This is a genomic window from Pseudoalteromonas sp. SG43-8 (genome assembly GCF_014164245.1).
In the GTDB taxonomy this organism is placed as follows: Bacteria; Pseudomonadota; Gammaproteobacteria; order Enterobacterales; family Alteromonadaceae; genus Pseudoalteromonas; species Pseudoalteromonas distincta.
Map to the genome: position 1 here is coordinate 1 of NZ_JACJEX010000001.1, position 25,804 is coordinate 25,804.

Annotated in this window: 21 protein-coding genes, 1 other RNA gene and 1 other annotated feature; of the genes, 11 read left to right on the forward strand and 11 right to left on the reverse strand. The window is 37.9% G+C overall.

Annotation, left to right across the window (positions count from 1 at the left end; translation table 11 throughout):
* The first annotated feature begins 163 nt into the window (after positions 1 to 163).
* Positions 164 to 1,297 (forward strand): bifunctional chorismate mutase/prephenate dehydrogenase, encoded by a 1,134-nt coding sequence (gene tyrA, locus H5122_RS00005; RefSeq protein ID WP_182682004.1) that lies wholly within the window; start codon positions 164 to 166, stop codon positions 1,295 to 1,297.
* A gap of 61 nt (positions 1,298 to 1,358) precedes the next feature.
* Here the strand turns inward: tyrA and H5122_RS00010 are convergent, their stop codons facing one another.
* Positions 1,359 to 2,516 carry a chorismate mutase gene (locus tag H5122_RS00010; protein ID WP_002962945.1) on the reverse strand — a complete coding sequence of 386 codons (1,158 nt, stop codon included), beginning with the start codon at positions 2,514 to 2,516 and terminating at the stop codon, positions 1,359 to 1,361.
* A gap of 44 nt (positions 2,517 to 2,560) precedes the next feature.
* Positions 2,561 to 2,678, reverse strand: a sequence feature (Phe leader region).
* Between the two features lie 192 nt (positions 2,679 to 2,870).
* Between H5122_RS00010 and H5122_RS00015 the strand changes: the two genes are divergently transcribed.
* Complete coding sequence (locus H5122_RS00015; RefSeq protein ID WP_182682005.1) at positions 2,871 to 5,885, forward strand: EAL domain-containing protein; 3,015 nt, start codon at positions 2,871 to 2,873, stop codon at positions 5,883 to 5,885.
* A gap of 12 nt (positions 5,886 to 5,897) precedes the next feature.
* Here H5122_RS00015 and H5122_RS00020 read toward each other — a convergent pair whose 3' ends face one another.
* Entirely contained in the window at positions 5,898 to 6,227 is a 330-nt protein-coding gene (locus tag H5122_RS00020) for a translation initiation factor (protein WP_002962947.1), read from the reverse strand.
* Positions 6,228 to 6,362: 135 nt separating this feature from the next.
* On the opposite strand from H5122_RS00020, the gene H5122_RS00025 reads away from it, so the two are divergent.
* The 4 genes from H5122_RS00025 (at position 6,363) to H5122_RS00040 (ending at position 10,304) form a co-directional block, all read left to right on the forward strand.
* Complete coding sequence (locus H5122_RS00025) at positions 6,363 to 6,668, forward strand: STAS domain-containing protein (RefSeq protein ID WP_002962948.1); 306 nt, start codon at positions 6,363 to 6,365, stop codon at positions 6,666 to 6,668.
* Positions 6,668 to 8,317 (forward strand): fused response regulator/phosphatase, encoded by a 1,650-nt coding sequence (locus H5122_RS00030; RefSeq protein ID WP_182682006.1) that lies wholly within the window; start codon positions 6,668 to 6,670, stop codon positions 8,315 to 8,317. Before H5122_RS00025 ends, H5122_RS00030 begins: the two co-directional genes overlap by 1 nt.
* A gap of 56 nt (positions 8,318 to 8,373) precedes the next feature.
* Positions 8,374 to 9,033 (forward strand): GAF domain-containing protein, encoded by a 660-nt coding sequence (locus H5122_RS00035; protein ID WP_182671246.1) that lies wholly within the window; start codon positions 8,374 to 8,376, stop codon positions 9,031 to 9,033.
* An 80-nt stretch (positions 9,034 to 9,113) separates the two neighbouring features.
* A complete protein-coding gene (locus H5122_RS00040; protein WP_002962951.1) occupies positions 9,114 to 10,304 on the forward strand; it encodes an amino acid aminotransferase in 1,191 nt (396 codons plus the stop codon).
* Between the two features lie 72 nt (positions 10,305 to 10,376).
* Here H5122_RS00040 and H5122_RS00045 read toward each other — a convergent pair whose 3' ends face one another.
* Positions 10,377 to 11,579: an aromatic amino acid transport family protein gene (locus H5122_RS00045; RefSeq protein ID WP_007581988.1), complete on the reverse strand. Its 1,203-nt coding sequence runs from the start codon at positions 11,577 to 11,579 to the stop codon at positions 10,377 to 10,379.
* Between the two features lie 216 nt (positions 11,580 to 11,795).
* Here H5122_RS00045 and H5122_RS00050 point away from each other — a divergent pair, with 216 nt between their 5' ends.
* Complete coding sequence (locus H5122_RS00050; RefSeq protein WP_138489441.1) at positions 11,796 to 12,689, forward strand: DMT family transporter; 894 nt, start codon at positions 11,796 to 11,798, stop codon at positions 12,687 to 12,689.
* Positions 12,690 to 12,821: 132 nt separating this feature from the next.
* Here the strand turns inward: H5122_RS00050 and H5122_RS00055 are convergent, their stop codons facing one another.
* Positions 12,822 to 13,700 carry an OmpA family protein gene (locus tag H5122_RS00055; RefSeq protein WP_002961265.1) on the reverse strand — a complete coding sequence of 293 codons (879 nt, stop codon included), beginning with the start codon at positions 13,698 to 13,700 and terminating at the stop codon, positions 12,822 to 12,824.
* Between the two features lie 202 nt (positions 13,701 to 13,902).
* Between H5122_RS00055 and rnt the strand changes: the two genes are divergently transcribed.
* Positions 13,903 to 14,607 carry a ribonuclease T gene (gene rnt, locus H5122_RS00060; protein ID WP_165744211.1) on the forward strand — a complete coding sequence of 235 codons (705 nt, stop codon included), beginning with the start codon at positions 13,903 to 13,905 and terminating at the stop codon, positions 14,605 to 14,607.
* On the opposite strand, the gene H5122_RS00065 is transcribed toward rnt, so the two are convergent.
* Positions 14,591 to 16,216, reverse strand: a complete 1,626-nt coding sequence (locus H5122_RS00065; RefSeq protein WP_182682007.1) for a DUF342 domain-containing protein — start codon at positions 16,214 to 16,216, stop codon at positions 14,591 to 14,593. The genes rnt and H5122_RS00065 overlap by 17 nt on opposite strands.
* Before the next feature lie 260 nt (positions 16,217 to 16,476).
* On the opposite strand from H5122_RS00065, the gene ssrA reads away from it, so the two are divergent.
* Positions 16,477 to 16,833: a transfer-messenger RNA gene (gene ssrA, locus H5122_RS00070) on the forward strand.
* A gap of 104 nt (positions 16,834 to 16,937) precedes the next feature.
* On the opposite strand, the gene H5122_RS00075 is transcribed toward ssrA, so the two are convergent.
* The 3 genes from H5122_RS00075 to H5122_RS00085 all read right to left on the reverse strand — a co-directional run bounded on the left by H5122_RS00075 (position 16,938) and on the right by H5122_RS00085 (position 19,546).
* The gene (locus tag H5122_RS00075) at positions 16,938 to 18,044 is read right to left on the reverse strand and encodes a hypothetical protein (RefSeq protein ID WP_310736073.1); all 1,107 of its coding nucleotides are present in this window, start codon (positions 18,042 to 18,044) and stop codon (positions 16,938 to 16,940) included.
* A 156-nt stretch (positions 18,045 to 18,200) separates the two neighbouring features.
* The gene (locus H5122_RS00080; protein ID WP_182682009.1) at positions 18,201 to 18,506 is read right to left on the reverse strand and encodes a hypothetical protein; all 306 of its coding nucleotides are present in this window, start codon (positions 18,504 to 18,506) and stop codon (positions 18,201 to 18,203) included.
* A gap of 35 nt (positions 18,507 to 18,541) precedes the next feature.
* The gene (locus tag H5122_RS00085; protein WP_182682010.1) at positions 18,542 to 19,546 is read right to left on the reverse strand and encodes a YHYH protein; all 1,005 of its coding nucleotides are present in this window, start codon (positions 19,544 to 19,546) and stop codon (positions 18,542 to 18,544) included.
* Between the two features lie 186 nt (positions 19,547 to 19,732).
* Here H5122_RS00085 and H5122_RS00090 point away from each other — a divergent pair, with 186 nt between their 5' ends.
* Positions 19,733 to 20,491 carry a sulfite exporter TauE/SafE family protein gene (locus H5122_RS00090; RefSeq protein ID WP_182682011.1) on the forward strand — a complete coding sequence of 253 codons (759 nt, stop codon included), beginning with the start codon at positions 19,733 to 19,735 and terminating at the stop codon, positions 20,489 to 20,491.
* Between the two features lie 175 nt (positions 20,492 to 20,666).
* Here H5122_RS00090 and H5122_RS00095 read toward each other — a convergent pair whose 3' ends face one another.
* The gene (locus H5122_RS00095) at positions 20,667 to 21,302 is read right to left on the reverse strand and encodes an NAD(P)-binding oxidoreductase (protein WP_182682012.1); all 636 of its coding nucleotides are present in this window, start codon (positions 21,300 to 21,302) and stop codon (positions 20,667 to 20,669) included.
* A 183-nt stretch (positions 21,303 to 21,485) separates the two neighbouring features.
* The gene (locus H5122_RS00100) at positions 21,486 to 21,809 is read right to left on the reverse strand and encodes a hypothetical protein (protein ID WP_004335602.1); all 324 of its coding nucleotides are present in this window, start codon (positions 21,807 to 21,809) and stop codon (positions 21,486 to 21,488) included.
* A 318-nt stretch (positions 21,810 to 22,127) separates the two neighbouring features.
* On the opposite strand from H5122_RS00100, the gene H5122_RS00105 reads away from it, so the two are divergent.
* Positions 22,128 to 23,609, forward strand: coding sequence for an OmpA family protein (locus H5122_RS00105; RefSeq protein ID WP_182682013.1), 1,482 nt, complete (start codon positions 22,128 to 22,130; stop codon positions 23,607 to 23,609).
* A 57-nt stretch (positions 23,610 to 23,666) separates the two neighbouring features.
* On the opposite strand, the gene mnmC is transcribed toward H5122_RS00105, so the two are convergent.
* The gene (gene mnmC, locus H5122_RS00110; protein ID WP_182682014.1) at positions 23,667 to 25,676 is read right to left on the reverse strand and encodes a bifunctional tRNA (5-methylaminomethyl-2-thiouridine)(34)-methyltransferase MnmD/FAD-dependent 5-carboxymethylaminomethyl-2-thiouridine(34) oxidoreductase MnmC; all 2,010 of its coding nucleotides are present in this window, start codon (positions 25,674 to 25,676) and stop codon (positions 23,667 to 23,669) included.
* Between the last annotated feature and the right edge of the window lie 128 nt (positions 25,677 to 25,804).

A 25,804-nucleotide genomic window follows, 5' to 3' on the forward strand; every position in this document is an offset into this window, starting at 1 on the left:
CTCAATTCTCAATTCTCCATTCTCAATTCTTATTTCCTCATAAGTAAAATTTAAGCTTTAGCCTTTTATCAGTTAGCTGATCCTGTTAGTATTTATCGTATTGATTAGTTTACTTTTATGTAAATTTATATTTACGTTATTTGTTTTTTAAGGTGGTATGAACGTGGCTGACATAAGTGATTTAGCACAGCTGAGAGAAGGTATAGATGAATGCGACGCACAGCTTGTTGCCTTACTTGCTAAACGTAATGGTATTACGCAAAAAATTGGTGAGATAAAACAACAAACAGGCGCGCCTTTACATGCTCCTAATCGTGAAGCAGAGCTATTAGCGGCAAGAAGACAAGAAGCAATAAATCAAAATGTAAGCCCCGATCTCGTTGAAGATATACTAAGACGCATGATGCGAGAAGCCTATCAAAACCAACAAGCAAAACTTGCATGTGCAGCGCCAGAACTTTCGCCAATTGTTATTGTAGGTGGCCAAGGTGCTATGGGGCAGCTATTTGCTCAGCAGTTTATTCGCTCAGGTTACGAAGTTAAAGTTTTAGATAAAGATCAGCAAAACGATGCGCAAAATATTTTAAAAGGTGCCAAGCTAGTAATGATTAGCGTACCAATTAATGCATTGGACGAAGTAGTTGCTAAGTTACCTAAACTAGATGATGACTGTTTACTAGTTGATATTACATCGGTAAAGCAATCGCCTATTAAAGCACTAAAAGCTGCGCACAGTGGCCCTGTGGTTGGTTTGCATCCTATGTTTGGCCCTGACATATCACACTGGGTAAAACAAACAGTCGTTGTATGTGAAGGGCGAGAGCACCAAGCGGCAAAAGGCTTGTTACAGCAGTTACAAGTATGGGGTTGTCAGCTTGTTGAGCTTGATGCTAAAAAACACGACGAAGCAATGCAAATTATTCAGGTAATGCGCCATTTAACAACATTTGTGTACGGACAGTTTTTAGCAAAACAAAGTCATACACTAGAAGAGTTACGTAGTTGCTCATCACCTATATATCAATTAGAGCTGATGATGGTAGGGCGTTTATTTGCGCAGTCGCCGGAGTTGTACTCAGATATTATGTTAGCGCAATTCGATGATGTAGAGAGCCTACTCGCACAGTACCAAGACACTTTTGCAAGTACATTGGAAAAATTAAAAGCAGGAGATAAAGCAGCGCTTATTGATTCTTTTGCACAGGCGAAAGTTTACTTTTCTGACTCAACAGAGCACTTTTTAACACAAAGCCGAAGCTTATTAAATAAAGCGAATGATTCAAAAGTTTTAGACTAATACTTGTCACTTTTTGCTAAAAAGGGCCGATATCGGCCCTTTTTAGTTATGAAAGTGTGTATTAGGTATTAACGCTTACAGCCTGTAATGACTCGCTTTGATAGCAGCCTAAAATACGCACATATTGGGTGTGTTCTTTAAGTTCTTCTAGCGCTTCTTTTACTTGGCTATCAGCTAAGTTTGCTTCAAGATCCACATAAAATACTTCTTCCCACGGATTGCCCGGAGTTGGGCGCGACTCAAGTTTTACTAAATTAATCTTATGCTGTTTAAAAATCATCAACGCATCGGCTAGTGAGCCCGCTTGCTGTTTTGTGGACATGATTAAACTAGTTTTAGTTGGAATTTGGTTAGACACTTGCAGAGGTTTACGCGCAACAACAATAAAGCGGCTATGGTTTTCGCTTTGATTAGCTAGGTTTGATTTAATAACCTCAAGGCCGACATTTTTTCCTGCTTGTGCAGAGCCAATTGCAGCACTATTTGGTGTGTTCAGAGCTGATTGTAATGCGCTTGATGTAGAGTCACAAGTTTCGTGTTGCAAATCACCCAAGCCTTGCAAAAAACGGCTGCACTGTGCAAATGGTTGTGGATGTGCAAATACTTTTGTTAGTTGGCTAAGTTCAGTATCAGGGTTTGCGAGTAAGCAATGCTCTACACTGTGAGTGACTTCTCCAACAATAGAGACTTGTGCGTGCTGTAATAAGTCAAATACTTCGTTAATGCTACCAGAGCTTGTGTTTTCAATCGGTAATAAACCAAAATCAGCTTGGCCGTTTTCTACTTTACCTGTTATTTCGTCAAACGATGTACAGCCAATTTCAATTAATTTACCAGGGCGGCGGCTAAAGTATTTATGACATGCAAGCTGGCTATAAGAACCTTGACCACCTAAGTAAGTTACACGGTGTGTTTCACTCAGTGCGTCTGGATTAAGGTTTTTTTGTAACATTGCTTGTTGGTGTAAAACTGAATCTTCCAAAATAGTTTGAAACACATTATTTACGTAGTAAGCATCTAAACCCAGTGACTTACCATAACCAATTAATTTTTCTAGAAGCGCGAGTTCACGTGCTTCATCGCGAATTGGCTTGTTGTTGGCGATTTTATATTCAACCACACCGTGGCTAATGCGACGGCGTTTAGCTAATAACACGAGTAAGTCGGAGTCTATTTCATTTATATCGTGTCTTAGAGCATTTAATACATCATTTGTCATTTTGGTATCCTCATTCCAAAAGTAGGCTGTTATTACACAGCAAAAACAAAAAAGCCTCCCGGTTGGGAGGCTTTACTATTCGATTGATTTTATCTCACAAACAGGGAAGCCTCTTCTATATAAAGAAGCTAAAAAACGAAAAAAAAGTGCGAGAGATAAATATGTTCATACGGTTAATGTATGGAGAGTTGCCAACAATGTCAATAAAGATCTAAATAAGCTTAGGGTACTATTTATTTACCTTAGGTGGTTATTATAGAAACTTTACAAATAATTTATAAATATGAATGCGGATCTGGTATATTTCGTTAACTGGTTCAAATAATAACAATTATTAATAATTAAGGTTGACCCGTGGTTTACAGACGGCCTCCATCTCGTTTTGGATTGAATTCTTTAAGTGTAAAACTTTCACTGCTTATATCTGCTATTTGTTTAATAGCAGGGGTATGTGCGGCTGCCTTAATGCTTAAATCTGAAGAGAAACAACTTGTTTTTGAAGAACATGAGGTGTTAAAAAGCTCTACAGATTTATTAGTGAAGCAGTTTAATGAGCGTATTAAAACAAAAATAAATATTGCTCAGCAAGCTAATAACGTAGTAACAGAGCAGCTTTTTCAATCTAATTCACCAATTAATTTAGGTAATAAATCACAGTTACAGTTTAATAGCGATGGTACCATTCGAAGTGCCTCGGCTGATGGATTGTCAGCAGCATTTTTACCACAGCAAAATTACTCTCCCTTTTATAAACGCCTATTTAATGATTCTGAAATGTTATGGCGTATAATTTCTCCGACTCTGGTACACGACTTTTTTAACTTTTATTTAATTACCGATGACGATTTCATTCGTGTTTCTCCTCCAAACTGGGCATTAAATGCACCAGCCGAGTTTAGAGTTACGCAAGGAACAACGTATAAATATATTAAAAGTATGTTGGGGTCAGAGCGAGAGCCTGCATGGTCAAAAGTTTATTACGATACAGTATGGCGAAAGTGGGTTATTAGCTTACTAGTGCCGGTGTATGTTGATAACGAGTTTTTAGGTGTAACGGGAAGCGATATTTCCCTTAACAAACTTATTTCATTTTTACCTGTTGGCGATAAAGAAAAACACTTACTTGTATTTGATAGTAAAGGGCAATTGTTAGCCCATCCCAATCTAAACCCCGCATTATTAGCTGACTACGGTAGTGACAATAAAGCACTCGCTACTAACGAATTTGTAAACCCAGAACTGCAGTCAATTATTGACGATGCAATTGCGGTGAAGTTACCAGAATACGCCAATTCATTTGAACAAAATGATGAAGCTCACATTATTAATATCCGTAAAATTGATGATTTAGATTGGTACATAGGGGTTTATAAAAAACGTTCATCAACGTTATCTGCGTTACAAGATTTAAAACTGAAGTTTTTTGGACTCTTTATTTTATACGCAATATTAGTTGCCTTATTGCTGCATCAGGCGCTTTATCAACTAGTGCTTCGCCGTTTACATACTTTAGTTTATGCAGTAACAAGCTTTGGTAAAGGTCAGCTAACAACAGAGTTTCCGCCAGAAAACAAAGATGAGATTGGTACCCTTAATGGCTCATTTAGAGACATGACGGTAGAAATCCGCAAGCTTATTGATGGTTTAAACCAAAGAATTACAGAAAAAGAAATTGCTGAGAAAGCAGCTAATCGTTTATCTAAAGCGGTCGCGTTCTCGGGCACCGGGGTTGTGATCACCGATGAAAATTTTGTCATTGAGTACGTAAACCCCAAAATGCTCGAAATGACAGGCTATCCAGAAAGCCATTTTAATAGAGCACCATTACTTAATATTATTGCCTCAGAAATGTCTATTTTAATTGAAGATATAGACATAGATTTACGCAGCCGTAATTACTGGCGCGGGGACACATTAATAGCTGGTTTAAACAAAGAGCCAATTTGGGTGTCTTTAAGTGTTTCGCCAATTCGTGAAGAGGGCGGTGAAATAACCAGTTATGTAGCATCAGCACAAGATATTTCGTTTGTAAAAGAAAGCCAGCGTAAAATGGAACAATTGGCTTACTTTGACACCCTTACGGGACTTGCCAACAGAACATTTTTTAGAATGCAATTGCGTAAATCAATGGCATTAGCAGAGCGCGGACATTATGCATTTGCTTTGTTTTACTTTGATTTAGACGAATTTAAGCGTATTAACGACACATTAGGGCACGATGCTGGCGATCAATTATTAATTGAAGTGGCAAACAGACTTAAAAAACGTTTACGAGCCGAGGACACCATAGCGCGCTTAGGTGGTGATGAATTTGCAGTGTTGCTCAGTGGTATAGAAAGCCAAGCTCACGCGGCTGATGTTGCCAATACAATTCAAAAAACACTGAATGTGCCTATAAAACTAGGTAGCAATGAAGTTATTGTGAGCGCGAGTATTGGTATAACTATGGCTCCTTACGATAGCTTAGAGGAAGATCAGTTACTCAAACATGCTGATTTGGCAATGTATGAGGCAAAAGCAAAAGGACGTAATACCTTCCACTTTTATAGCCAAGAATTAAATGCGGCCGCAAATGAGCGTTTATTTATTGAAAATGAGTTACGTATAGGGCTCAAAGAAAAGCAATTTGTAGTTTACTACCAACCTCAAGTTGATAGCCGTACTCATCAGGTCGTTGGTTATGAAGCGTTATTAAGATGGTTCCACCCAACTGAAGGCGCAATCCCTCCAGATAAATTTATTCCTATTGCAGAAGCGACAGGCCTTATAGTTGAATTAGGTGAATGGGTGCTTCAAGAGTCTTGTGATTTTGCCGTAAGATTGGCAGAACAAGGTCTAGAAAATAATATATCGATAAACTTATCGGCCCGCCAGTTTAAAGACTCTAGCTTAGTTACAACACTGAGCAAAATGATAGTTAAGTCGGGTGTTTCAGCAAAGCGCCTTCATTTAGAGCTGACCGAAAGCATGCTAATGGGTAATGTAGAGGCAGCCATTACACAATTGCACGAGCTTAAAGCATTAGGTATATCTATTTCTATTGATGACTTTGGTACAGGTTATTCATCGCTCAGTTACTTAAAACGATTCCCGGTTGATATATTGAAAATTGACCGTTCATTTGTAAAAGATATCCCAGAGGATACAAATGATATGGAAATCACTGCAGCTATTATTGCCATGGCGCAAAAGTTAAAGCTAGACGTGGTAGCAGAAGGGGTTGAGACAATAGAGCAGATGCAGTTTTTACAAAATAATAATTGCTTCATTGTGCAAGGCTATTATTTTAGTAAGCCAATTGCTGAGCACGAACTACCGAATTTGTATGAAAGGTTAAATGAACTCGCAAATAGCGAAGTAACTAGTTAATAAAATTGCGGGTTAACCACCCGCAATTTTAACTTTAAATTTTAACGCTTCTAAAATGCCTTTTAGTTTATCTCGGTCATCACCTTGTACTTCAATAATGCCTTCTTTTACTGCGCCGCCTTGGCCCATTTTGCTTTTTATAGTTTTAGCTAACTTTTTTAAATCATGATCTTTTGGATCAATGCCAACAACTAGCATTACGCCTTTGCCTTTACGCCCTTTTGTTTGACGCTCAATGCGAATAAAACCATCTTTAAAAAGTTTAGCGTGCAACTCTTTTTCTGGTTTCGGCTGGTCAATGCGACCCGTACTAGTTGAATATACTAAGTGACTATCACTCATACCTTACCTTTGTGGATAAAAATGAATTAAATACTGGTGTAAATGATAGCAAATTTGAAGTTGTGTGTTTTTCTTTTTGCTAAATACTTTTAACAGGTTATATTTAGTTCAAAGGAAATATTATTGGAGTTTACTATGAGTTTAACTAAGAATGAATCAGTCGATGGCACTACATTAACAATACAAATTAAAGGTAAGTTTGATTTTAATTTAGTGCAATCTTTTCGCCAAGCTTATGCTCAAATGAGCGAAAAAACAGTAAAGGTTATTATCGATTTAAGAGAGACTGATTATATGGATAGTTCAGCACTTGGCATGTTACTTAACATGAAAAAAACCATTGATAGCCAAGTAAAAACCATCGAAATAAGTAATTGCCAGCCTCAGCTTAGAAAAATCCTACAAATTTCACGTTTTGATAAAAAGTTTGATATTAGCTAATGATACATGTGTTGATTGTTGACGATCAGGCGCTCAATCGCATTTTACTAAGTAAAATGCTTGAGCAGGAAGGTTACAAAATTTCAGTGGCTTACAATGGGCTAGATGCACTTAATGTACTTAAAAGAGAGCAAATAGACATTGTTCTACTTGATGTTTTAATGCCCGTAATGGATGGTTTTGAAACCGCTGAAAAAATAAAACAGCAGTATAGTGAAGTTTACTTACCGATTATTTTTATAACTTCCTTAGAAGATCAAGCAAGTTTTGAGCGCTGCCTTGCGGTAGGTGGCGATGACTTTATTCATAAACCATTTGACAAAGTTATTTTGCATGCAAAAATTAAAGCACATAGCCGCACCAGAGAGTTGAGTAAAAAATCAAATCAACAAAAAAAGCTGCTTGAATATCATCACAATCAAATTGAACGTGAACACGAAATAATTGAGCATATTTTTAATAACTCATTAGAGAATCAAGGCAAGTTTAAAGAGTACCTCGATTTTAATTTATCGCCGGCGTCTATGTTTAACGGCGATATGTTTTTAGTGGCGCAAAGTCCAATAGGCAATCTGTATTGCATGTTGGGAGACTTTACAGGACACGGCTTAGCGGCAGCTATTGGTGCATTACCTATCTCTCGTGTTTTTTATACTATGGTACAAAAAGGCATGGCGATTAATGACATTGCCTGTGAGCTAAATACACTGCTTTACAATCTCCTACCTGGACACATGTTTTGTGCTGCAACCATTATCGAGCTTAGTGCATCCGGTAAAAGTATTTCTGCATGGATGGGCGGCCTGCCAGATGCGTACCTAATAGATAAAGACGGTAATGTAAAACAAACATTAGAGTCGCAACATATGGCGCTGGGGATTTTAGACGACCAAGAATTTGAATATGAAGTTATTCACTTTGAAACAAATAGTAATACACGCCTAGTATTAGCAACCGACGGTATTATAGAAACAGCAAACAAAGAAGATACATTTTTTGGGGAAGAGCGTTTTTTACAAACCTTAAAAAGTAAATCGATGATTAGTAGCGAAGATATAGTGGGTGACGTTACTAAGTTTGCAGATGGCACTAAACAGCAAGATGATTTAAGCATTGTTTTACTAAACTGCCTGCCTTTAGTTCCTGAGGAGCAAGAGCGAGAAGCATTCTCTACTTTAGCGTTTAATTTATCTTTAAGTTTAAACTCAGAACAAATAAAAAAAACAGACCCCGTTTACGACGTTGTTAATATTTTAAGCAGTGTTGGGGGGCTAAATGCCCATCGTTCTAATATATTTTTACTGTTGTCTGAGGCTTATAACAATGCGCTTGATCATGGTGTACTAGGGCTTAACTCAGAGATTAAAAAACAAGAAGACGGCTTTTTTCGATATTATGAATTAAGAGAGGCAGCTCTTGCTAAACTTACAGATGCGATGATTATTATTGATATGCGCTATTGCCCCGACACGCTCAGTTTATATTTCATTATTTGTGACTCAGGCCGAGGGTTTAGTAGTAAGCACGATGAGTTGGCAAAGTTTAATAATGAATTTGGTAGAGGGGTGTCTTTACTAGAAGAAATAGCCGAAAAGGTAACTTATAACGCCAGCGGTAACCAAGTTGAAATGTGCTACAAGTTGAGCTAGCTCTGCAAAAATATCCATGCTATTATTCTCGAAACTTTAGATGTATGGATGGCCAAATGATTTCTTCTTACCTAAAAAAAGCACAACTAAGTGCTAATCCAGCTTTGATTTCAACAGAGCTTGAAAAGCTTGAGCTACATTTAGCAAACACAGCTTTGCCTGATGTATGTTGGGAGTATCAAATACCTGAGCTTGGCGAGGGCGGTGCGTGTAGTTTATTTGGTTACCTACAAGATGAGCCATTCAAATTAACTGATTATCTTGAAAATGATGAGCAAACCCAGTTCAAGCTAGCTAATTTACAAAGTATTGTGAGCTACATTGAGCACCAAACAAGTGTTGATTGGTATGGTATTTATCAATCAACTAATACTAGTGAAGGTAAGCAACTATTAAAATTGGCTTATCATGGTGTGCCTAGTCGTCCGTTGTTCCCTTTAACGCAAGCATTTGCGGCAGGTAGTAATAACGTGCAGGTTGCGCTATCTCACAAGGGCCGTATTATTAATAACGTTGAAGAGTACTTATCACAAGGTGGTGAATACTACACATGCGATCCTAAAGTTAAATCAGAAACCTGCTTACCTTTATTTAATACACAAAATGAATGTGTTGGTATTGTAGATGCTGAAGCTTTTAAAAATGATTTTTTTGATGAAAAGACGCTTGCCGTTTTAATTGCATGTTGTATTAAAATTCCTCACTTTCTAGTGTAAATAACGCTAGTCAACATGATGTGCTTTTATGTTAAGCTTAGCTTAACAGCTAACCCCTAAATAACGATAAGAGATAGCCAATGTTCTCAGTATTAAAACCATTACCAACAGATCCTATTCTTGGCCTTATGGCGGCCTATAAACAAGATACAAACCCTAATAAAATTGATTTAGGTGTAGGTGTCTACAAAGATGAGCAAGGCAATACACCGGTTCTTAAAGCGGTTAAAAAAGCTGAAGCGTTTCGTCTTGAAAACGAAATGAGCAAATCTTACATTGGTTTAGCGGGTAACTTAGATTACTGCCAAAAGATGGAGCAGTTACTACTAGGCGAACATCAAGCATTGCTAGCAAATCGCGTACGTACTGCGCAAGCACCAGGTGGTACGGGTGCACTTCGCGTTGCAGCTGAATTTATTAAGCGTTGCAATGCAGATGCAACAGTATGGGTAACTAATCCAACATGGGCAAACCATATTAGCTTGTTTGAAGCTGCAGGCTTAACAGTAAAAGAATACCCGTATTACGATTACGAAAATAAAGACTTACTGTTTGATGAAATGATCAACACACTTAAACAAGTGCCTAAAGGTGATGTGGTTTTAGTGCATGCATGTTGTCATAACCCAAGCGGTATGGACTTAAACGAAACACAGTGGAACACAGTTGCCGAACTTGCAAAAGAAGTTGGCTTTACACCACTTGTTGATATTGCATACCAAGGCTTTGGAGCTTCACTTGAAGAAGATGCACGTGGCTTACGTATTTTAGCTGATGCAGTAGAAGAGCTAATTATTTGTTCTTCATGTTCTAAAAACTTTGGCTTATACCGCGAGCGTATTGGTGCATGTTCACTAATTGCAAAAGATAGCGCAACAGCAGATATTTCAAACTCTGTAATGCTAAGCGTTGTACGTAGTATTTACTCAATGCCGCCAGCGCATGGTGCTGATATTGTTAATACTATTTTAAGCAGTACAGAGCTTACACAATTATGGCACTCTGAGCTTGATGAAATGCGTAGCCGCATAAATGGCTTACGTAGCTTAATTAAAGAAAGCTTAGCAACTAAAGATATTGCGCAAGACTTCTCATTTATTGAACGCCAAAACGGTATGTTTTCTTTCTTAGGTATTAATAAAGAGCAAATTGCTCGCCTACAAAAAGAATATGGTATTTACATTGTAGGTTCTAGCCGCGTAAATGTTGCAGGTGTTAGCCAGTCAAATATTGAATACTTTTCAAATGCTGTAGCTGACGTTTGTAAATAAACGCAGTTAATATAAAAAACTGCACATCTAATGATGTGCGGTTTTTTATTATCTAAATTAAAACAAAAAGCTTTAACCGATAGCAGGAATTAGCCCCGCCATTTGCATAAACTGCGCAGCAATAATCGTTATGCCACATATAGCTGCTATGCCAAGCCCAACATTCCCACTTTTAACTTTGTAGCCTGTTTTACTTGATGTTGTACGCTGTTTATAAACCATTGCTACAGGCAAAAATATTGCAAGTACGACAAGTGCTATTGCAGCGTAACCTAAAGCCATAATAAAGCCTTGAGGATAAAATAATGCAAAGCCAAGCGGCGGGATAAACGTAATCAAGGCCGTTTTAATTCGGTCCGTTTTATTGTCACCTTTTTTAAATGTATCAGCAAAAAAATCAAATAACCCTAAACTCACCCCTAAAAATGATGTCGCAAGTGCTAAATCAGCAAATAACTTAACGGCCGTTGCCACACTTGGGTTATGCGCAATACTTGCCACGCTTGATACAAAGCCACTAAGGCCTTGGCTGTTGAGTAAGTCAGCTTGGCTCATAATACCTTGGCTAAGTAGTTGCCAAAAAATATAAATGACTAAAGGGAGGGCGGCTCCAGCAATCATTACTTTGCGCAGTACTTTTATTTCTACACCAACATATTTAACAATAGAAGGAATAGAGCCATGAAAGCCAAACGAAGTAAATATAACCGGTATAGCCGAAAGGATTAATCCTTGCTCTACAGGCATCTCTAATAAGTGCTTACCTTGTACATAAGGGGTTAGCATGTAAAACAAACTAGCTAATACAATAATTTTTATTGTAAATAACACTCTGTTTAGTTTATCTACCTTGCTAGTGCCCAGCGTTACCACACTTGCAATAATAACAGCGAGGATCACAGAGCCAAACTGTGGGGCTATATTTACATCAAAGCCTATATTTATACGCGCTTGAAGTTGTGCACCACCACCTGCAATATAAGCAGCGCATAAAGCGTAAAATAAAAAAACCATCGAAAAATTCGCGATGTATTGTCCGCGCTTTCCAAGCCATAATTTAGCCAACGTATTTAACGTTGCATCGCGTGGTGCATATTGGTGTAGCTCTAGCATGAGTAGTGCGGTGTAGGTCATTAGTAACCAGCTAGCAATTATTAATGCAAGCGCGGTGCTAAACCCAAGCCCGGCAGATGCAATTGGCAGTGCCAACATACCTGCACCGATAGTTGTGCCTGCAACAATTAACATGCTTCCAGTTGTTTTATTTTTAAGCACTTAATTACCTTAATTATTATTAATATACATGCACGATATAACTAGTTACTCAAATCTCAAATAGTTTTGTAATAAAAGAGCTGTATTAAAATGTAACTTACAATTTACAACTGTATTTATTAAGGACTTGTATGCATTTAAAAGTATTAAAATAGGGTGGTGAGGGTATAATTTTATGTACGTTGGATTGCGTTATAAAACGCTAAGGATTGGCATGTGCCGGTAAAAGTATCGTATTTTTTAATGGTTCTTATATGGTCCACTACACCACTGGGTATAGTGTGGAGTAGTGAAACAGTATCGCCAACGCTTGCTGTATTAATGCGTATGCTGGTGGGGTTGTTTTTAGGTGGTTTAATTGTTGCCATAACAAACATTAGAGTACCTTGGAGCAAGAATGCGTGCTTACTTTATTTTTATTCGAGTATAGGTATTTTTGGCGGTATGTTACTGAGCTATATGGCAGCTAAAACAGTCCCTTCGGGTATTATTTCGCTTATGTTTGGCCTTGCACCTATTTTGTCAGGGTTGCTTGCTCAGCAATTACTAAATGAACCTAAATTTAGCCCGATTAAATTAGTGGCGTTAGCGTGCGCCCTAATCGGCTTATATTTTGTTAGTTATAACCAAGTACAAAACTCGCAAACTCAAGGGCTCGGGTTACTTTATGTGTTTATGGCTGTTTGCTTTTTTAGCTTAAGTGGTGTGATGATTAAGCGCGTACAAATTGCGATTCACCCTATGGCGACAACATTTGGTGCCTTAGTTTTTGTAACCCCACTCTTTTTTATTGCTTGGTGGTTATTAGATGGTCAGTTGCATATACAAAACTGGAGTGCAAAATCATTGTGGGCAATTGGTTATCTAGGTGTGTTTGGATCTTTAGTTGGGGCTTTGGCGTATTTTCATGTACTGCAAAACCTAAATGCGAGTACGGTATCACTTACTACGCTCATAACTCCTAGCTTTGCGTTAGGCTTAGGAGCTTGGCTAAACAATGAGCCATTAAGCCAAGAGCTAATAATTGGTGCGGTTATTATTTTAATTAGTCTGGGCTTTTTCCAATTTGGTGATAAATTTTTAAAGCGAAAGAGAGTAAGCGCAAATTAGTTTTACTACATTTTTCAATTTGGTGATAAATTTTTAAAGCGAAAGAGAGTAAGCGCAAATTAGTTTTACTGCATTTTTCCAATTTGGTGATAAGTTTTTAAAGCGAAAGAAAGTAAACACAAATTAGTTTTACTACATTTTCTCTATTTGAATAATTAAACGACGGTTTTTGTCTCGGCCTAAAATGTTATCGTTATTATCAACAAAGCGTTTTTCGCCTAAACCGGTGGTTTGCACTTTTGCTTCATCGACACCCAAGCTCACCATATAATCTTTTATAGTTTTGGCGCGCTTGCGCGATAAATCTAAGTTATTCCAGCGGCCGCCATAGCTATCAGTGTATGAGTCAATACTAATGGACTCTATGCTTGCATCATTTTTTAAATACTCAGCAATCTTATCAAGGCGTTGTTGCGACGATTTAGTTAATTTACTGCTGTTAGATTGATAGTTCATTACAGTAAACGAAATATCTTCAAAGCTGTAAGGGAGTAGCTCATCACGGCATTGTAAAAAAGCCCAGTAAGCTTGTTTAAAGTTTACGCTCGATATACCAACGGCAATTTTATCGGCACTGTTTTGCCAGTCTTGATAATAAAAAGTAGGGTAGTAGCCTTTTTCAAGCTCGCTAAGCATCTCCCATGCGGTTTTATTGCCCAGCTCGCCATCAAACTTTTTAAGTAATTTCATATTTGCAATATCGCGAGCCGGTAAGCCTGCACGCCAAGACGGTGGCACGGCTTTTAAACCAGCAATTGCGTAGTTATCTGGGCGTACAACCATATCTAAATTAAACGTTAAGTTTTTATTTTTACTTGCTGAAGCTTTAAAAATAGCTTCCCCATAATAAGGAACCTCATGATTTAATTGGCATTGTAAGCGCGTTGTTTTAACTACTTCCCAGTTGGAGTTGTCTTGGGTTGCTGTATATTGGCGCATAGCAGCTTGCGAGTGAGTACTGTAAAGCACTGCACTTATACTAAGGCTAATAAATAACAACTTATACTTCATGGTGCTCTCCAGCTATCCGGGAATGCCAATAATTTGGCAAATTAACGACTGCAATGATTAGTTTGTTCTCTACGTAACTAACTTATAAGTTAAAGCAAGTTATGTGCCTACAATTTTAAAGCAATAAATACTTAAATCCCCTAGCCTAGGGGGCATCAATTTTGACATAATAGTCAGCTTACACGTATAAACAAAGAAGACTATGGCAAATACTGAGCAAACACCTTTCGCAAAACGCTTTCGTGGATTTTTTCCTGTTGTTATTGATGTTGAAACTGCAGGTTTTAACAAAGAGACAGATGCCTTGTTAGAAATAGCAGCTTCTGTTTTAAAAATGGATGACGAAGGACTGCTCAGCATAGATCATACTGTTCATTTTCATGTTCAGCCATTCGAAGGCGCTAATATTGAACAAGCAGCCATCGACTTTAACGGTATAGACCCGTTTTCACCATTACGTGGCGCAGTACCTGAAGACGAAGTAATTAAAGAAATATGTAAAGTAGTACGCAAAGCGCAAAAGGCCGCTGGGTGCCAACGCTCAGTTATTGTGGCGCATAATGCCGCATTCGATCATGGCTTTTTAAATGCAGCAATAGAGCGTAATAACATTAAGCGTACGCCATTTCATCCATTTGTAAGCTTTGATACAACATCTTTAGCGGGTTTAGCGTTAGGGCAGACTGTATTAGCAAAAGCATGTAGAGCGGCAGGTATCGAGTTTGATAACAGCCAAGCACACTCAGCGCTTTACGACACAGAACGTACAGCTGAGCTTTATTGTTTAATAGTAAATCGCTGGCAGCAATTAGGTGGTTGGCCATTAGCGCCAACCGACGATTGCGACGCTAATGCCGAAGTTGAAACTGAGACACAAAATAACGAAGAAACTAAAACGTCTGAGTAATTTTACCCTCAGTTAGCTTAACTAGGTGGGGCGGGTAAATACGCGAAAATTGTTTAGAATCTTTCGCTATTTTAAGCTCCACACCAGGGTGCATTAATTCATTTACTTTTAAACGACTACTGGCAAGTAATTGCACTATTTTTTGCTTAATAAGTAGTTTTTGACGATGAATATGCGCAGAGCGTATTTTTATATGCTTTTCATTTTCAGTTATCTTATTCATGAATTGCTGACGCTGAGCAGCCCCCGCAATTTTACTCGCTTTTTCACGAGCCTGTTGTAAAGCGGTTACTTTAGTCGCAAGTACTTTTTCAAAATCGGTTATTTGTGTTTGCTTTTGGCGAAGCTCAAACCAGAGTTGTGCTAAAAATACGCGTGTTTTAGTACCGGCTGGCGCGCCTAGCTCACCCGTTTCAATGCGCATAGCATCTAAAATTTTACCGCCAATAATTTTACCTCGCGGATCATTTGCTTTGCCTACACGTATTAATCGCCTAGCGCTTAAATCACAATGTAGAGCTTGGCGTTCAATAAATAAATCTTGTTCTGATTTAATATTGCAGTACTGAGCATAACCAATAGAAATAGTTCGTTGAGCGGTTATAGAGCATGTAAATGCTTCCTCGCCTTCACGTTTTCTACCAATTGCGCCAAGCATAATGGTTACCGCACTTTTACTTTCAACAGATCCTGATTCTACAAAACCCAGTACCGTAATATCACCATTGGCTTTTACACGCATGCCGTCTTTAATATCGCCAGTAATAATTACGCTACCATCAAAATCAACGTGGCCTGTACTTACATCTACATTATCAAAGCATAAAACGTCATCTACACGCATACCTCGGGTTAGGGCAACGGGCACACCTTTGCAGTCGGCAATAAGCATATTAGGATTATTAGGATCTACTTTTGTACCTTCGAAAGGCTGGAGTTGGTGATCTGTACCTGGTTTTGCACTAATTGAATCGCCAAATACCGTATAGCCATCTTCTCCAGGGGTAGCGGCAATACGCTGCATTAAGGGAGTACCAGGTTTTACGGTGATAATAGCGCCAAGATTTTTCATATCAACCTTACCGCCTTCTTTAGCTTGTGGGCTAAGCACACGGTCTTGGGCTGTTGAGCATAAACGCACAAATTTAGCATCGCTGCCTTTTTTAGGATTACGCCCATGTGCAATTATGGCGCTATAAGAGCTTCCTGCTGGTTTTTCAAATTGCTGGCCTAAAAAGGTATCAAGCGCGCGTGGGCTTATTCCTTTTTTAACACCTGCATTAGCAAGCGCTTTTTGTGCACCTTCCATAGACAAAAGCGCACCACCTTTAGCGGTAGTTAATGTTGCTTCTGCGACCATGTTTTTTTCATCAATATTAATGACAAGCGACGCATCTACCGCTTTAGCAACGACAAGTGATACTTCCTGATAGTTTTTAGTTGGCGCAAAAAGCTTTCCAATATTGGCAATGACAGCTTCGTACTCACTAAACTCAGATTGTTCGAGCATTTGCGTAAGCTGAGTACTCGTAACAGGAAAGCCACTATCAATAGGGTGACTAACTAAAGAGACAAACCCTGTATTTTGATCAAATGAAAAAACCGACATTTATTAATTCCCTACTCTATGCCTGTTATTATTTTTTTTTACAACTAAAGGTTTAGAAATGACAAAAACCTTAACTCCTTATTTGAACACAGGTTAAACACATTGTTAAGCAAATGTTTAGATGGGCTTGCATAAACTAAATTTTGGTTACTTAATGCTCGGTTAGTGCACGCAATTAAAATAAAGCGTTACTAGGCCTTGAGTATCAGTACTTTACTCAGTTATACTGTTTGCACGCTCTGGATTGAGTTACTAATTCAGGGGCTGATTAGGATTCGACGGAATTCAAGAAGCCCAAGGTGCATGTCGAGGTGCGGTTTGCCTCGTTAAACAGCCGCAACCTAAAGTAATCGCAAACGACGATAACTACTCTCTAGCAGCTTAGGCTGGCTAGCGCTCCTTCCATGTATTCTTGTGGACTGGATTTTGGAGTGTCACCCTAACACCTGATCGCGACGGAAACCCTGGCCGGGGTTGAAGCGTTAAAACTAAGCGGCCTCGCCTTTATTTACCGTGTTTGTCCGGGACTTAAAGGTTAATTAAATGACAATACTAAACATGTAGTACCGACGGTCGAGGCTTTTCGGACGGGGGTTCAAATCCCCCCAGCTCCACCAATAAAGGTTTTTGAACTCGTTATTCGAAAACCATAAGAAACCCGCAAATTTGTTAATCCAAATTTGCGGGTTTTTTTATGAAATTTATAAAGTAAAAATAAAGTTTAAGAATGTCTTATAGCACGTAGCTTTATTTTTATTGCAATCACAAGCAGGCTAAATAATGACAGCATACTTATTAACAACGTTAGGTTAAGTATGGGGTTACTTGGCTCATAGGTAGCGACAGGAGAGTTATTTATAGTTTGCGAGTTTTGATATTGCCTAATATAGCTTTGGCTGATCCAATCTACCGCGTTTATCCATTGTACTTTGGCGGGGTCAGTATTGTTTAGCATCCCTATTGCGTGCTTATCGTTATCTAAGCTTTTTGAAAGTTGTATCAGTTGCTGCCAAAATTCATTTTTAGGGCCTAGGTCATCTATTTCTTGCAGGTGCTGTTGTAATTTATTGCCCCCCATCGCTTTTATATCAGCTTGTCCTGTACTTTGCGCGTAGCTATTTATTAGCGATGAAAAGCGACTAAAGTACTCATTACTTTTTTGCTGTGTAGGGTTAGCTGTTTGCTCGTTTGTTACTTTTTGTGTTGGTTTATTTAGGCTATTTTGATCAATCAAATATTGTTTATAGTTTTGGTAACTTAAGCTGTTTGTAGTTGTGTTATTTGTGGTTCCATTATTTAGAGTGCCAAAGTTATTTTTAAGTGCATTAACACTGATCACTACGCCTATTATGGTAATAATACAAAGTGCGCAATAGCAAAAGTACAATGCGCTTTTTAAAGTGTTACGCAGTAGTTTATATTTATTATAACTTTGCTTAATAGCTGCAGCTGTATTTGGGGCTTCGTCTGTATCTAGGCGTTCGTTTTGTATTGAGATATTTTTGCCGTTAGTGCTTTCACTAATGTGTTTATCTGTATTTTTACTGTGCTCAGTGAGTGCTATTTGATTATTTTGAGACTGAGAGCTTACAGTAGAGAGTTGAGGTTCTACTTTAGTAATCAAACCTAGCTTTTTTAGTGAGGATTCTATTTTAACAGCATCAATACTCGATAAGTCTTTTTTTAAAGCGTAAGCTTTTCCATCAAATAACTGAACAACTATATTATGAGGAATATTAAGAAGTTGGCTAAGTTTTTCTTGGGCAGAGGTAATATCAGTATTTTGATATAACTGACCATTAAAAACAATTTTAAATGTGGCGCTCACGTTAGTACCTTGCTTGTGTAATTCCATTTTTGGAATTTTATTTTTATTATTTGATACACAAAGTTAACTTAACAGATAAAGGATATGCTTTCTAATGATTTGCGATTAAAAAAGCCTTAACAAACAGCGTTAAGGCTTTGGCGTGTAGCTGTTACTTTATCGTTTAGCGAGTGATTTTACAGATTGCTTTTGATCACTTGCTGGTTGGGTTGCTTTGTCTATTAATGTTTCAAGTGGTTTATTTCGAACGCACATAAGTACTTTGTTCATTGCTTGGCATGTGCCTGTCGCTTTTTTATCATGGCTTGTGTAGCTGCAATCTTCATTAATGGCTTTTGCTTCACATGCTTCACATGCTTCCCAAGGCGCATTTGAGCCGTGGCCTGCATGACTTAGCGCTGAGCATGAGGCAGCAAGTAAAAAGCCAGTGGTTAGTGCTTTTATCACGTTAAATATTTTCATTAGTATCTCAGTTAATTATTTGGCCAGAATGCGAGTTATCTTGCGGTAGCACCTTTAAAACAACCAATAAACATGTTTTCAGATACATCGGCTGCATGGTAGTGGTATCCGCGTGTATCGTCGGTGTGGCCTCTACATTCGTCTAAATCAGTGGGTTCTAATCCATCTTCGTTAAGCATGCCAAATATACCAAATCCATCGAGTGCATAACCCATCATGGCGGCATGACCGTCTGATTGAATTTGTGTTTGGCTACAGCCTGCTTCACCGTGATAGTGATAACCTGCTACTAAGTTAATATGGCCAGCGCAATCATCAAAGGCTGCAATAGTGTATGCGCCTAAAATAGCCTCAACAGGAGCGGGTGCAGCAAGTACAACACCATTGAGAGCAACACCTACATTAGCATTACCAATACTGCTGTTTTGAGTGGTTGCAACGGGCGTTATTGGTATTAAAAATGATTCTGATATACCGCCATCAACATAATCAATAGAGCATTCTACGCAGTGGTTTTGGTATTGTTCTTCTACGTTTGGACGTGCAGCGCCATCACACGATTCTTGTGTGTCTGTTACATTTACAAGGCCTGTACCTTCGTCGTATAGCTGCCAATGACTATCGTTATATAATGTAGGAAGATTTAAAATAAAGTCACCAGTTATATCATAAACCTCACCGGTGCCATCAAACCAAATACCGGCTTCGTCTGCTGTTGAGGTGATATTTCTAGGGCAAAATACACCAATCTCGTAATTTGAAGGTGCACCTGCAATATCAATTTTGTAGCATGAAGCTTCATCGCCATTACTTAGCGTACATGTTTGAGTGGTAATTGATGAAATGAGCGCATCGCTTTCAAAGTTAAAAGGGTCAACTTCTACAACAAGATCGGTTGAAGTATCTGTTGTAGTTCCCTCATCGGTGGTTGTTTCAGTTACGACGCTACTTTGAGTATCGCTACCGTTACAGGCAGCTAAACCCAGTGTAAGTATACAAACTGCAAGCGGTGCTAAAATTGGTGCGTTAAGTTTTCTCATCAGAAATATCCGGTAATGAAGTTGAATGTATAATATTTGTTAAATGTGCAAATAAAGTGCAAAAACAACGCAACATAATACATTGCCTGAAATAGAGGCTGATACCGCTTGCTATAAGTGTATGTTGTACCTTTAATTGTTTAAGATACTGCGACTTTAAAGTACCTAAATAGACAGTGGAGTTTTATGGATTTTTTATTTCCCGACAGTATGTCTTTATTTTTGTTTTTATTAATGATGATCACCGCTGGCTTTACTTCTTTTATATCTGCTGCATTTGGTGCGGGTGGCGGATTAATGCTGCTTGTTGTTATGGCGTCGTTTATGCCTATGGCAGTTGTTGTGCCAGTGCATGGTTTAGTACAGCTTGGCTCTAATGCAAATAGGTTTTTACTCAGCTTTAAACATATAGATAAAAGCATGTTTGTATATTTTGCGTTAGGCGGCTTAGTAGGGGCGGGGTTATCAAGTTTTGTTATTGATGATATATCGCTTGATGCTATGAAGTTAGTGGTCGCTATTTTTGTTATTTATTTACTGTGGGGTAAAACGCCACCTATAAAATTAACCTCTAAGCTATGGCGTATGGTCGCCGGTGGCATAACGACTTTTATTTCTATGTTTGTGGGGGCAAGCGGGCCATTAGTTGGTAGCTGTTTATATATAAATAATTACGAAAAGTTAAAGTTTACGGCAACGTTTTCGAGCATTATGAGTGTGCAACATTTATTAAAAGCGGTAATTTATGGTGCTGTTGGTTTTAGCTTTTGGCAATGGATGCCGCTTGTAATTGCTATGGTACTAAGTGGTGCTGTAGGTACTTGGTTTGGAATTAAATTACTTAAAAGGATGGCTGGGGATAAATTTAAGCGTATTTTTAGAGTCGTTTTAACGCTATTAACGCTACAACTCGGTTGGCAAGGTATTAAAATATTACTCCACTAATTTACTTAGTGGAGTAAATTTAACTTTATTAAACATAAATTACTTAAGCGAATTAAATAACTCATTGCCTAAAAACTACCGATGCAGAGTGACTACACTGTAATTTTTGGCTTATCGATGAGCTATACTAATCTGCAATAATTGTTTATACGTTTAATTAAATAGGTATTAAAGCTTATTTAACAGCGGCTTTAATTGGTTTGTCGCCATCAAATAATTCAAAGATGCGGTTAGTAATAAATGAGTTAGTCGCAATATGTAATAATGCATTGGCTACGTTTTCACGGCTAATTTTAGCCTCAGAACGATCACTTGGTCGCTGCGTCGTTACTTGCATTGAAGCGTTATCATCAGTCAGTGTACCAGGGCGAACAATGGTGTAATTTAAACCACTATTGATTAAGTGCTCGTCAGCCATGTGCTTAGCAACTAAGTAAGGTTTTAAATCACCTTGAATTGAATCTGGGTCGTCTGCACCAATTGAACTGACCATAATAAAGTGTTTAACGCCATGTTCTTTTGCAAAGGTAGCTGCTTTAGTTGCAGCCCATAAATCAATAAGTACAGTTTTATCATCGCCTGTACTTCCACCAGAACCTGCAGCAAAAATCACTTGGTCACAGCCTTTTATTGCTTCGCCAAAATCGCCTTCAAGATCTTGCTCAACAATAGTTAAAAAAGAGCTGTTTAAATCACTTAGCTTATTTTTGTCACGCACTAATGCCACAACATTTTGCTCATTTTTTAAAAGTAGCTCAGTTGCCATTTTACCTATTTGTCCGCTTGCGCCAATAATTAGGGTCTTACTCATAATTAACTCCTTCCAATAAATAGTAAAAGTAATGTGCTTACAAACAGACCTTGGGGGTAGGGGATAATTTTTAAAGGGTAAAAAAGAGTTTAAATGAGCTAATTTCAAAAAATACTTTAATTAAAATTCAATACTTAACTGAGCATTAAAATTAGCTGCTTTTGGCGTGTTTTTTAGAACTTTTTATTCAACCATTATACTCACTTCGGTCACATAACTACGGCGATATAGACTAATACGAACCTTATGTTCTTGGTAATTATAAAACAAAGTGCGATATGTATTATTGCCGTTTGTTTTTAACGGCTCACCTAATTTTTGCTGATAAAAGCGAGCGATATCAGAAATTGAATCTGTTAAATAACCAGTGCGAACCATTGGGTATTCGCCGGCTACATCCATTGTTGTAACAAACTCTTCAGGAAGTGGGATTTCAGTGACGTTTTGGCTAAGTACATTAAACGATAGAGTGCATAGCAGTATTATTAAAAATGCTAAAGTTTTCATTAAAGTCCTTTAAATAATAAATTCCATTTATTGGTACTCATTTTACCTCAATAAGCACCTTTGTCATTTAAATTTTATTACGAATTAAATCTCGTACTATAAACCGAGCAGGGTGAATAGCTTGGCTTACACGTTCGCTTAATGGGCGGGGCTCGTTATTTAAACAACTTATTAACCGACGCATTATACAACTCTTAATATGGCTGCACTCCAGTTACACGTTGAAGTTTGAAAAAGTTACGCAAATAAGGATCGTTGAATTAAGTTTGCTCATTAGGCATAGTGCTAATGTAAACTAATACTTTAAAAGGAATTTTTATGAAAAATAATATTATCAAAGTACTTTTAATTTGTACTACCTACCTGTGCTGCATATTTAACCTGCAAGCAAAGCCATTATTAACGGCTTACCCCGATGCGAAATTAGAGAGAAAAGTCACTTTATCGGGTGAAGAAGCACAGTTTGTATCAGCCTTTAATCCTGCGCTAAAAAAACCTCAACAATTTGAATATAAGACATTTATTGGTGATGTAAGTCATTTTTCTTATCTAATAAAGAATGTTGCTTCTTTAAAGGTAATAGAAAACTACAAAGACGCTTTAAATGATGCTGGATTTAAAGTTTTGTATACATGTTCTTTAAACGATTGTTATGAAAAGCGAGAGGATAAATTGCTGGCTGAAGAGTCGAGCTATTTCAACGTGTCTAGTTATTACGGACAACCACATTATATTTACGCAGCAAAAGGAGAGGTTCCTGAAGCTGCCATTTCGTTATTTGTTGGACAATATAAAAATACGACACAAGCGCTTTTGACTACGATCAATATTAAAGAAATTGAAACTGGGCTGATAAAAGCTGATTTTGAAGCATTCAAGAAAAAAGTTAGTAATAAAATAAAAAAATCTACACATGAAGATCTTAAAGGTTCTGCTGATCATCTTTTATTAAGTCGTTACCCTGGTAGCTATATCGAGGATTATCAAAATGTTGATTATGAGGAGTTTAGTATCCCAATTGGCAAGTCTGATAAAAAAACGAGTACTTCACCTATGCTTGATGTTACAGGAGATTTAACGCGAATTACTTATATTGCGAATAAAGTATCGACGTTAAAAATTTATCATAACTATGTGAGTGCTTTGACTAAAGAAGGTTTTGAAACCGTATTTTCTTGTCAAAAAAATGAATGCGGTACAAAAAGAAAAGAGATTCAAGCATTAGGCGATAAGCTGGCAATCAAATCTGTTTATAACTACTTTCACCAACCTAGATATCAAGTTATGAAAAACACTCTAAATGAGCAAACTACCTACGTTGCCTTTTTTATAGGTAATTATAATGGCGATTCTCGTATTCAGCTTGTTGTTGCTCGTACAGAGCCCTTAGTGACAGGCTTAATAGAAACGAATAGTGATAAAATTCTTGAGCAGTTAGAGCAAAAAGGAAAAGCGTCTATTTACGGTGTTTTATTTGATTATGATAAAGCCACTATTAAAGCTGAATCTAAAGAGGCGTTAGATGTTATTGCTCAAGTTATGGAAAAAAATAAAAAATTGAGTTTATATGTTGTTGGTCATACCGATGATAAAGGCTCGTTTGATTATAATTTAAAGCTTTCAAAGCGCCGTGCTGATGCGGTTGTTAACGCATTAATTGCTGATTATGGGGTAGCTAAAGCAAGGTTATTAGCTCAAGGAGCGGGTCCTTATTCACCCGTTGCAACTAATAAAAATGATTTAGGTCGTGAACTAAATCGCCGTGTTGAATTAGTTGAAAGGTTGTCTAGTTCGAAATAATTTATGTTTTTAATTTATATGCACATTAGACCTATTGTTTTAATGTGCATACCTCATTTAAATTTTATTACGAATTAAGTCTCGCACTATAAACCGGGCAGGGTGAATAGCTTGGCTTACACGTTCGCTTAATGGGCGAGGCTCGTTATTTAAACAACTCACGAGATGTTCTGCGCTTAGCGGTGCGCTACATAAAGCGCGGGCGCCAAAGCCGGTAAAAATATGTAGGCCTTGTTGTGGCTTATTAAGTTTCTCATATTGATAGCGTTTTCCTAAGCGTAAGTTAGCAAAGGCCATTGTATAATCACTTTGTTCGCACCATTGCCCTGCCATTGGTAGGTGATCTATAAATGTGCATCGTACAGCTGCTTTTGCCGAGGTAATATTGCCAAGGGTAGAGGCAAATTCACTTTGCTGATAAAAGCTAAGTAGTTGCTCTTGGTTTAATTGGTTGTCGAGCGCTGTAACTTGACGGCTTTTAGTATTTTTTTCAAACGTTGCACCCATGCAGTGATGATCTAAATAGGCTGGGGTAAAATACCCTTTATGGCATAGCACTGTTTTAAGTTTGCGTGATTGCTCACTTGCCTCAATATGTGAAACTTGCCCGCGTACGCCTACTATTGGTAGCGCTTTTGTTTGCTCAAATGCATCACTGTGCTCGCCTGCACAAATAATTACATCACTAAAAGGACCTAACTGCTCATCATTCGTTAATAAAAACCAACCGCTGTCAGTTTTTTTAAGCTGTTTTATATTGCAGTTAGGTACGCTTTTAAATGGGTTTATGCTATTTGCAGCGCTTAACATGGCGTTTACTAATTGCGGAGGGTTAACCCAGCCGCCTTGTTCAAAAAACACGCCCGAATAACCTGTTTCTACGCCGGCTATTTCGTCGCCTTGCTCTGCGGTTACGTTGTGCATTAGCTGGGTTGGCCACAGTTGTTTTTGTGCTAAGTTTTCATGTTTATCGGCCAGAGGTTTTTTTACTGCGTGTTGTAATACGCCGCACCAATCGTAATCAAAATTAAAACCACTGCTAAGTAAGTTGTTATATAGGCGCTTTGCGTATAAAAAGCTATGTGCAAACAATTCGCTGTGCGGCGAGTTTTTAGCTTGTAGGTGAGGGTAGATAGCGCCTTGCACATTGTGCGATGCCCCCATAGCTGGTTTTTCATCTTGGCAGAATAATTGGCTTGCTATGCCTCGTTTAGCCAAACTATATAAAATGCAGCTACTGGCTATACCGCCGCCAATGACCGCTACATTTTTTAAAGCGCTGCTATCTTGATGAAAATATGCAGGAGCTGATTGAGCATCATTTACGCACTCTAGTTGGCCAACAAGCATATCTCTTTTTTGGCCAAAGCCTTTGGCTTTTTTAGTATTAAAGCCTGCATCAATTAATCCACGGCGAACAAAACCTGCTGAAGTAAATGTTGATAAGGTTGCATTTGCCCTTGATATATTGACCATAGAATTAAATAAACTTTGCTGCCACATTTCGGGGTTTTTACTTGGCGCAAAACCATCTAAATACCAAGCGTCAACAATTCCTGTTTGCGGATAGCTCATTGCTTGTATTGATTCAAGTGCATCTCCAAAGTATAAATCGAGAACAACAAGTCCATTGTCAAATTCGAGTCTGTGGCATCCTTCTAAATTAATTGGGTATTGTTTAGATAATTTGTTACTAAAGGCACTTAATGAAGGCCATGCTTGTAGTGCTTTGTTTAAATCATCTATGTGCAGTGGATATTTTTCAAATGAAATAAAGTGTAAGCGTTTAACACCATTATCTAATTGATTTTGAACTTGTTGACGTGCAAGGTGGTCAGTAAAGCGTTGCCATGTATTTAAAAAGTTTAAACCTGTACCAAAGCCGGTTTCGGCAATAACAAAATGTGGCTGGTCATGATTTTGTAATCGTGCATCTATATTATTTTGCTCATAATACACATAATGCGATTCAGCTAAGCCATCGTCATTAGAAAAATAAATATCACCGAAGTCATTAGCGAAAGGTGTACCTAAATTATTAAAGTGTATATGTGCATTTTTGATCATGATTTTTTAATTTTATAGATATATTTTTTAATTATTTTACGGGTTTTCTTTGAAATAGTCTGGCGTTATTTATAAGCTAGCAGTTCAGAGTACAAGTGTACGCTAGAAAGCTGACCACTTAGGTGATT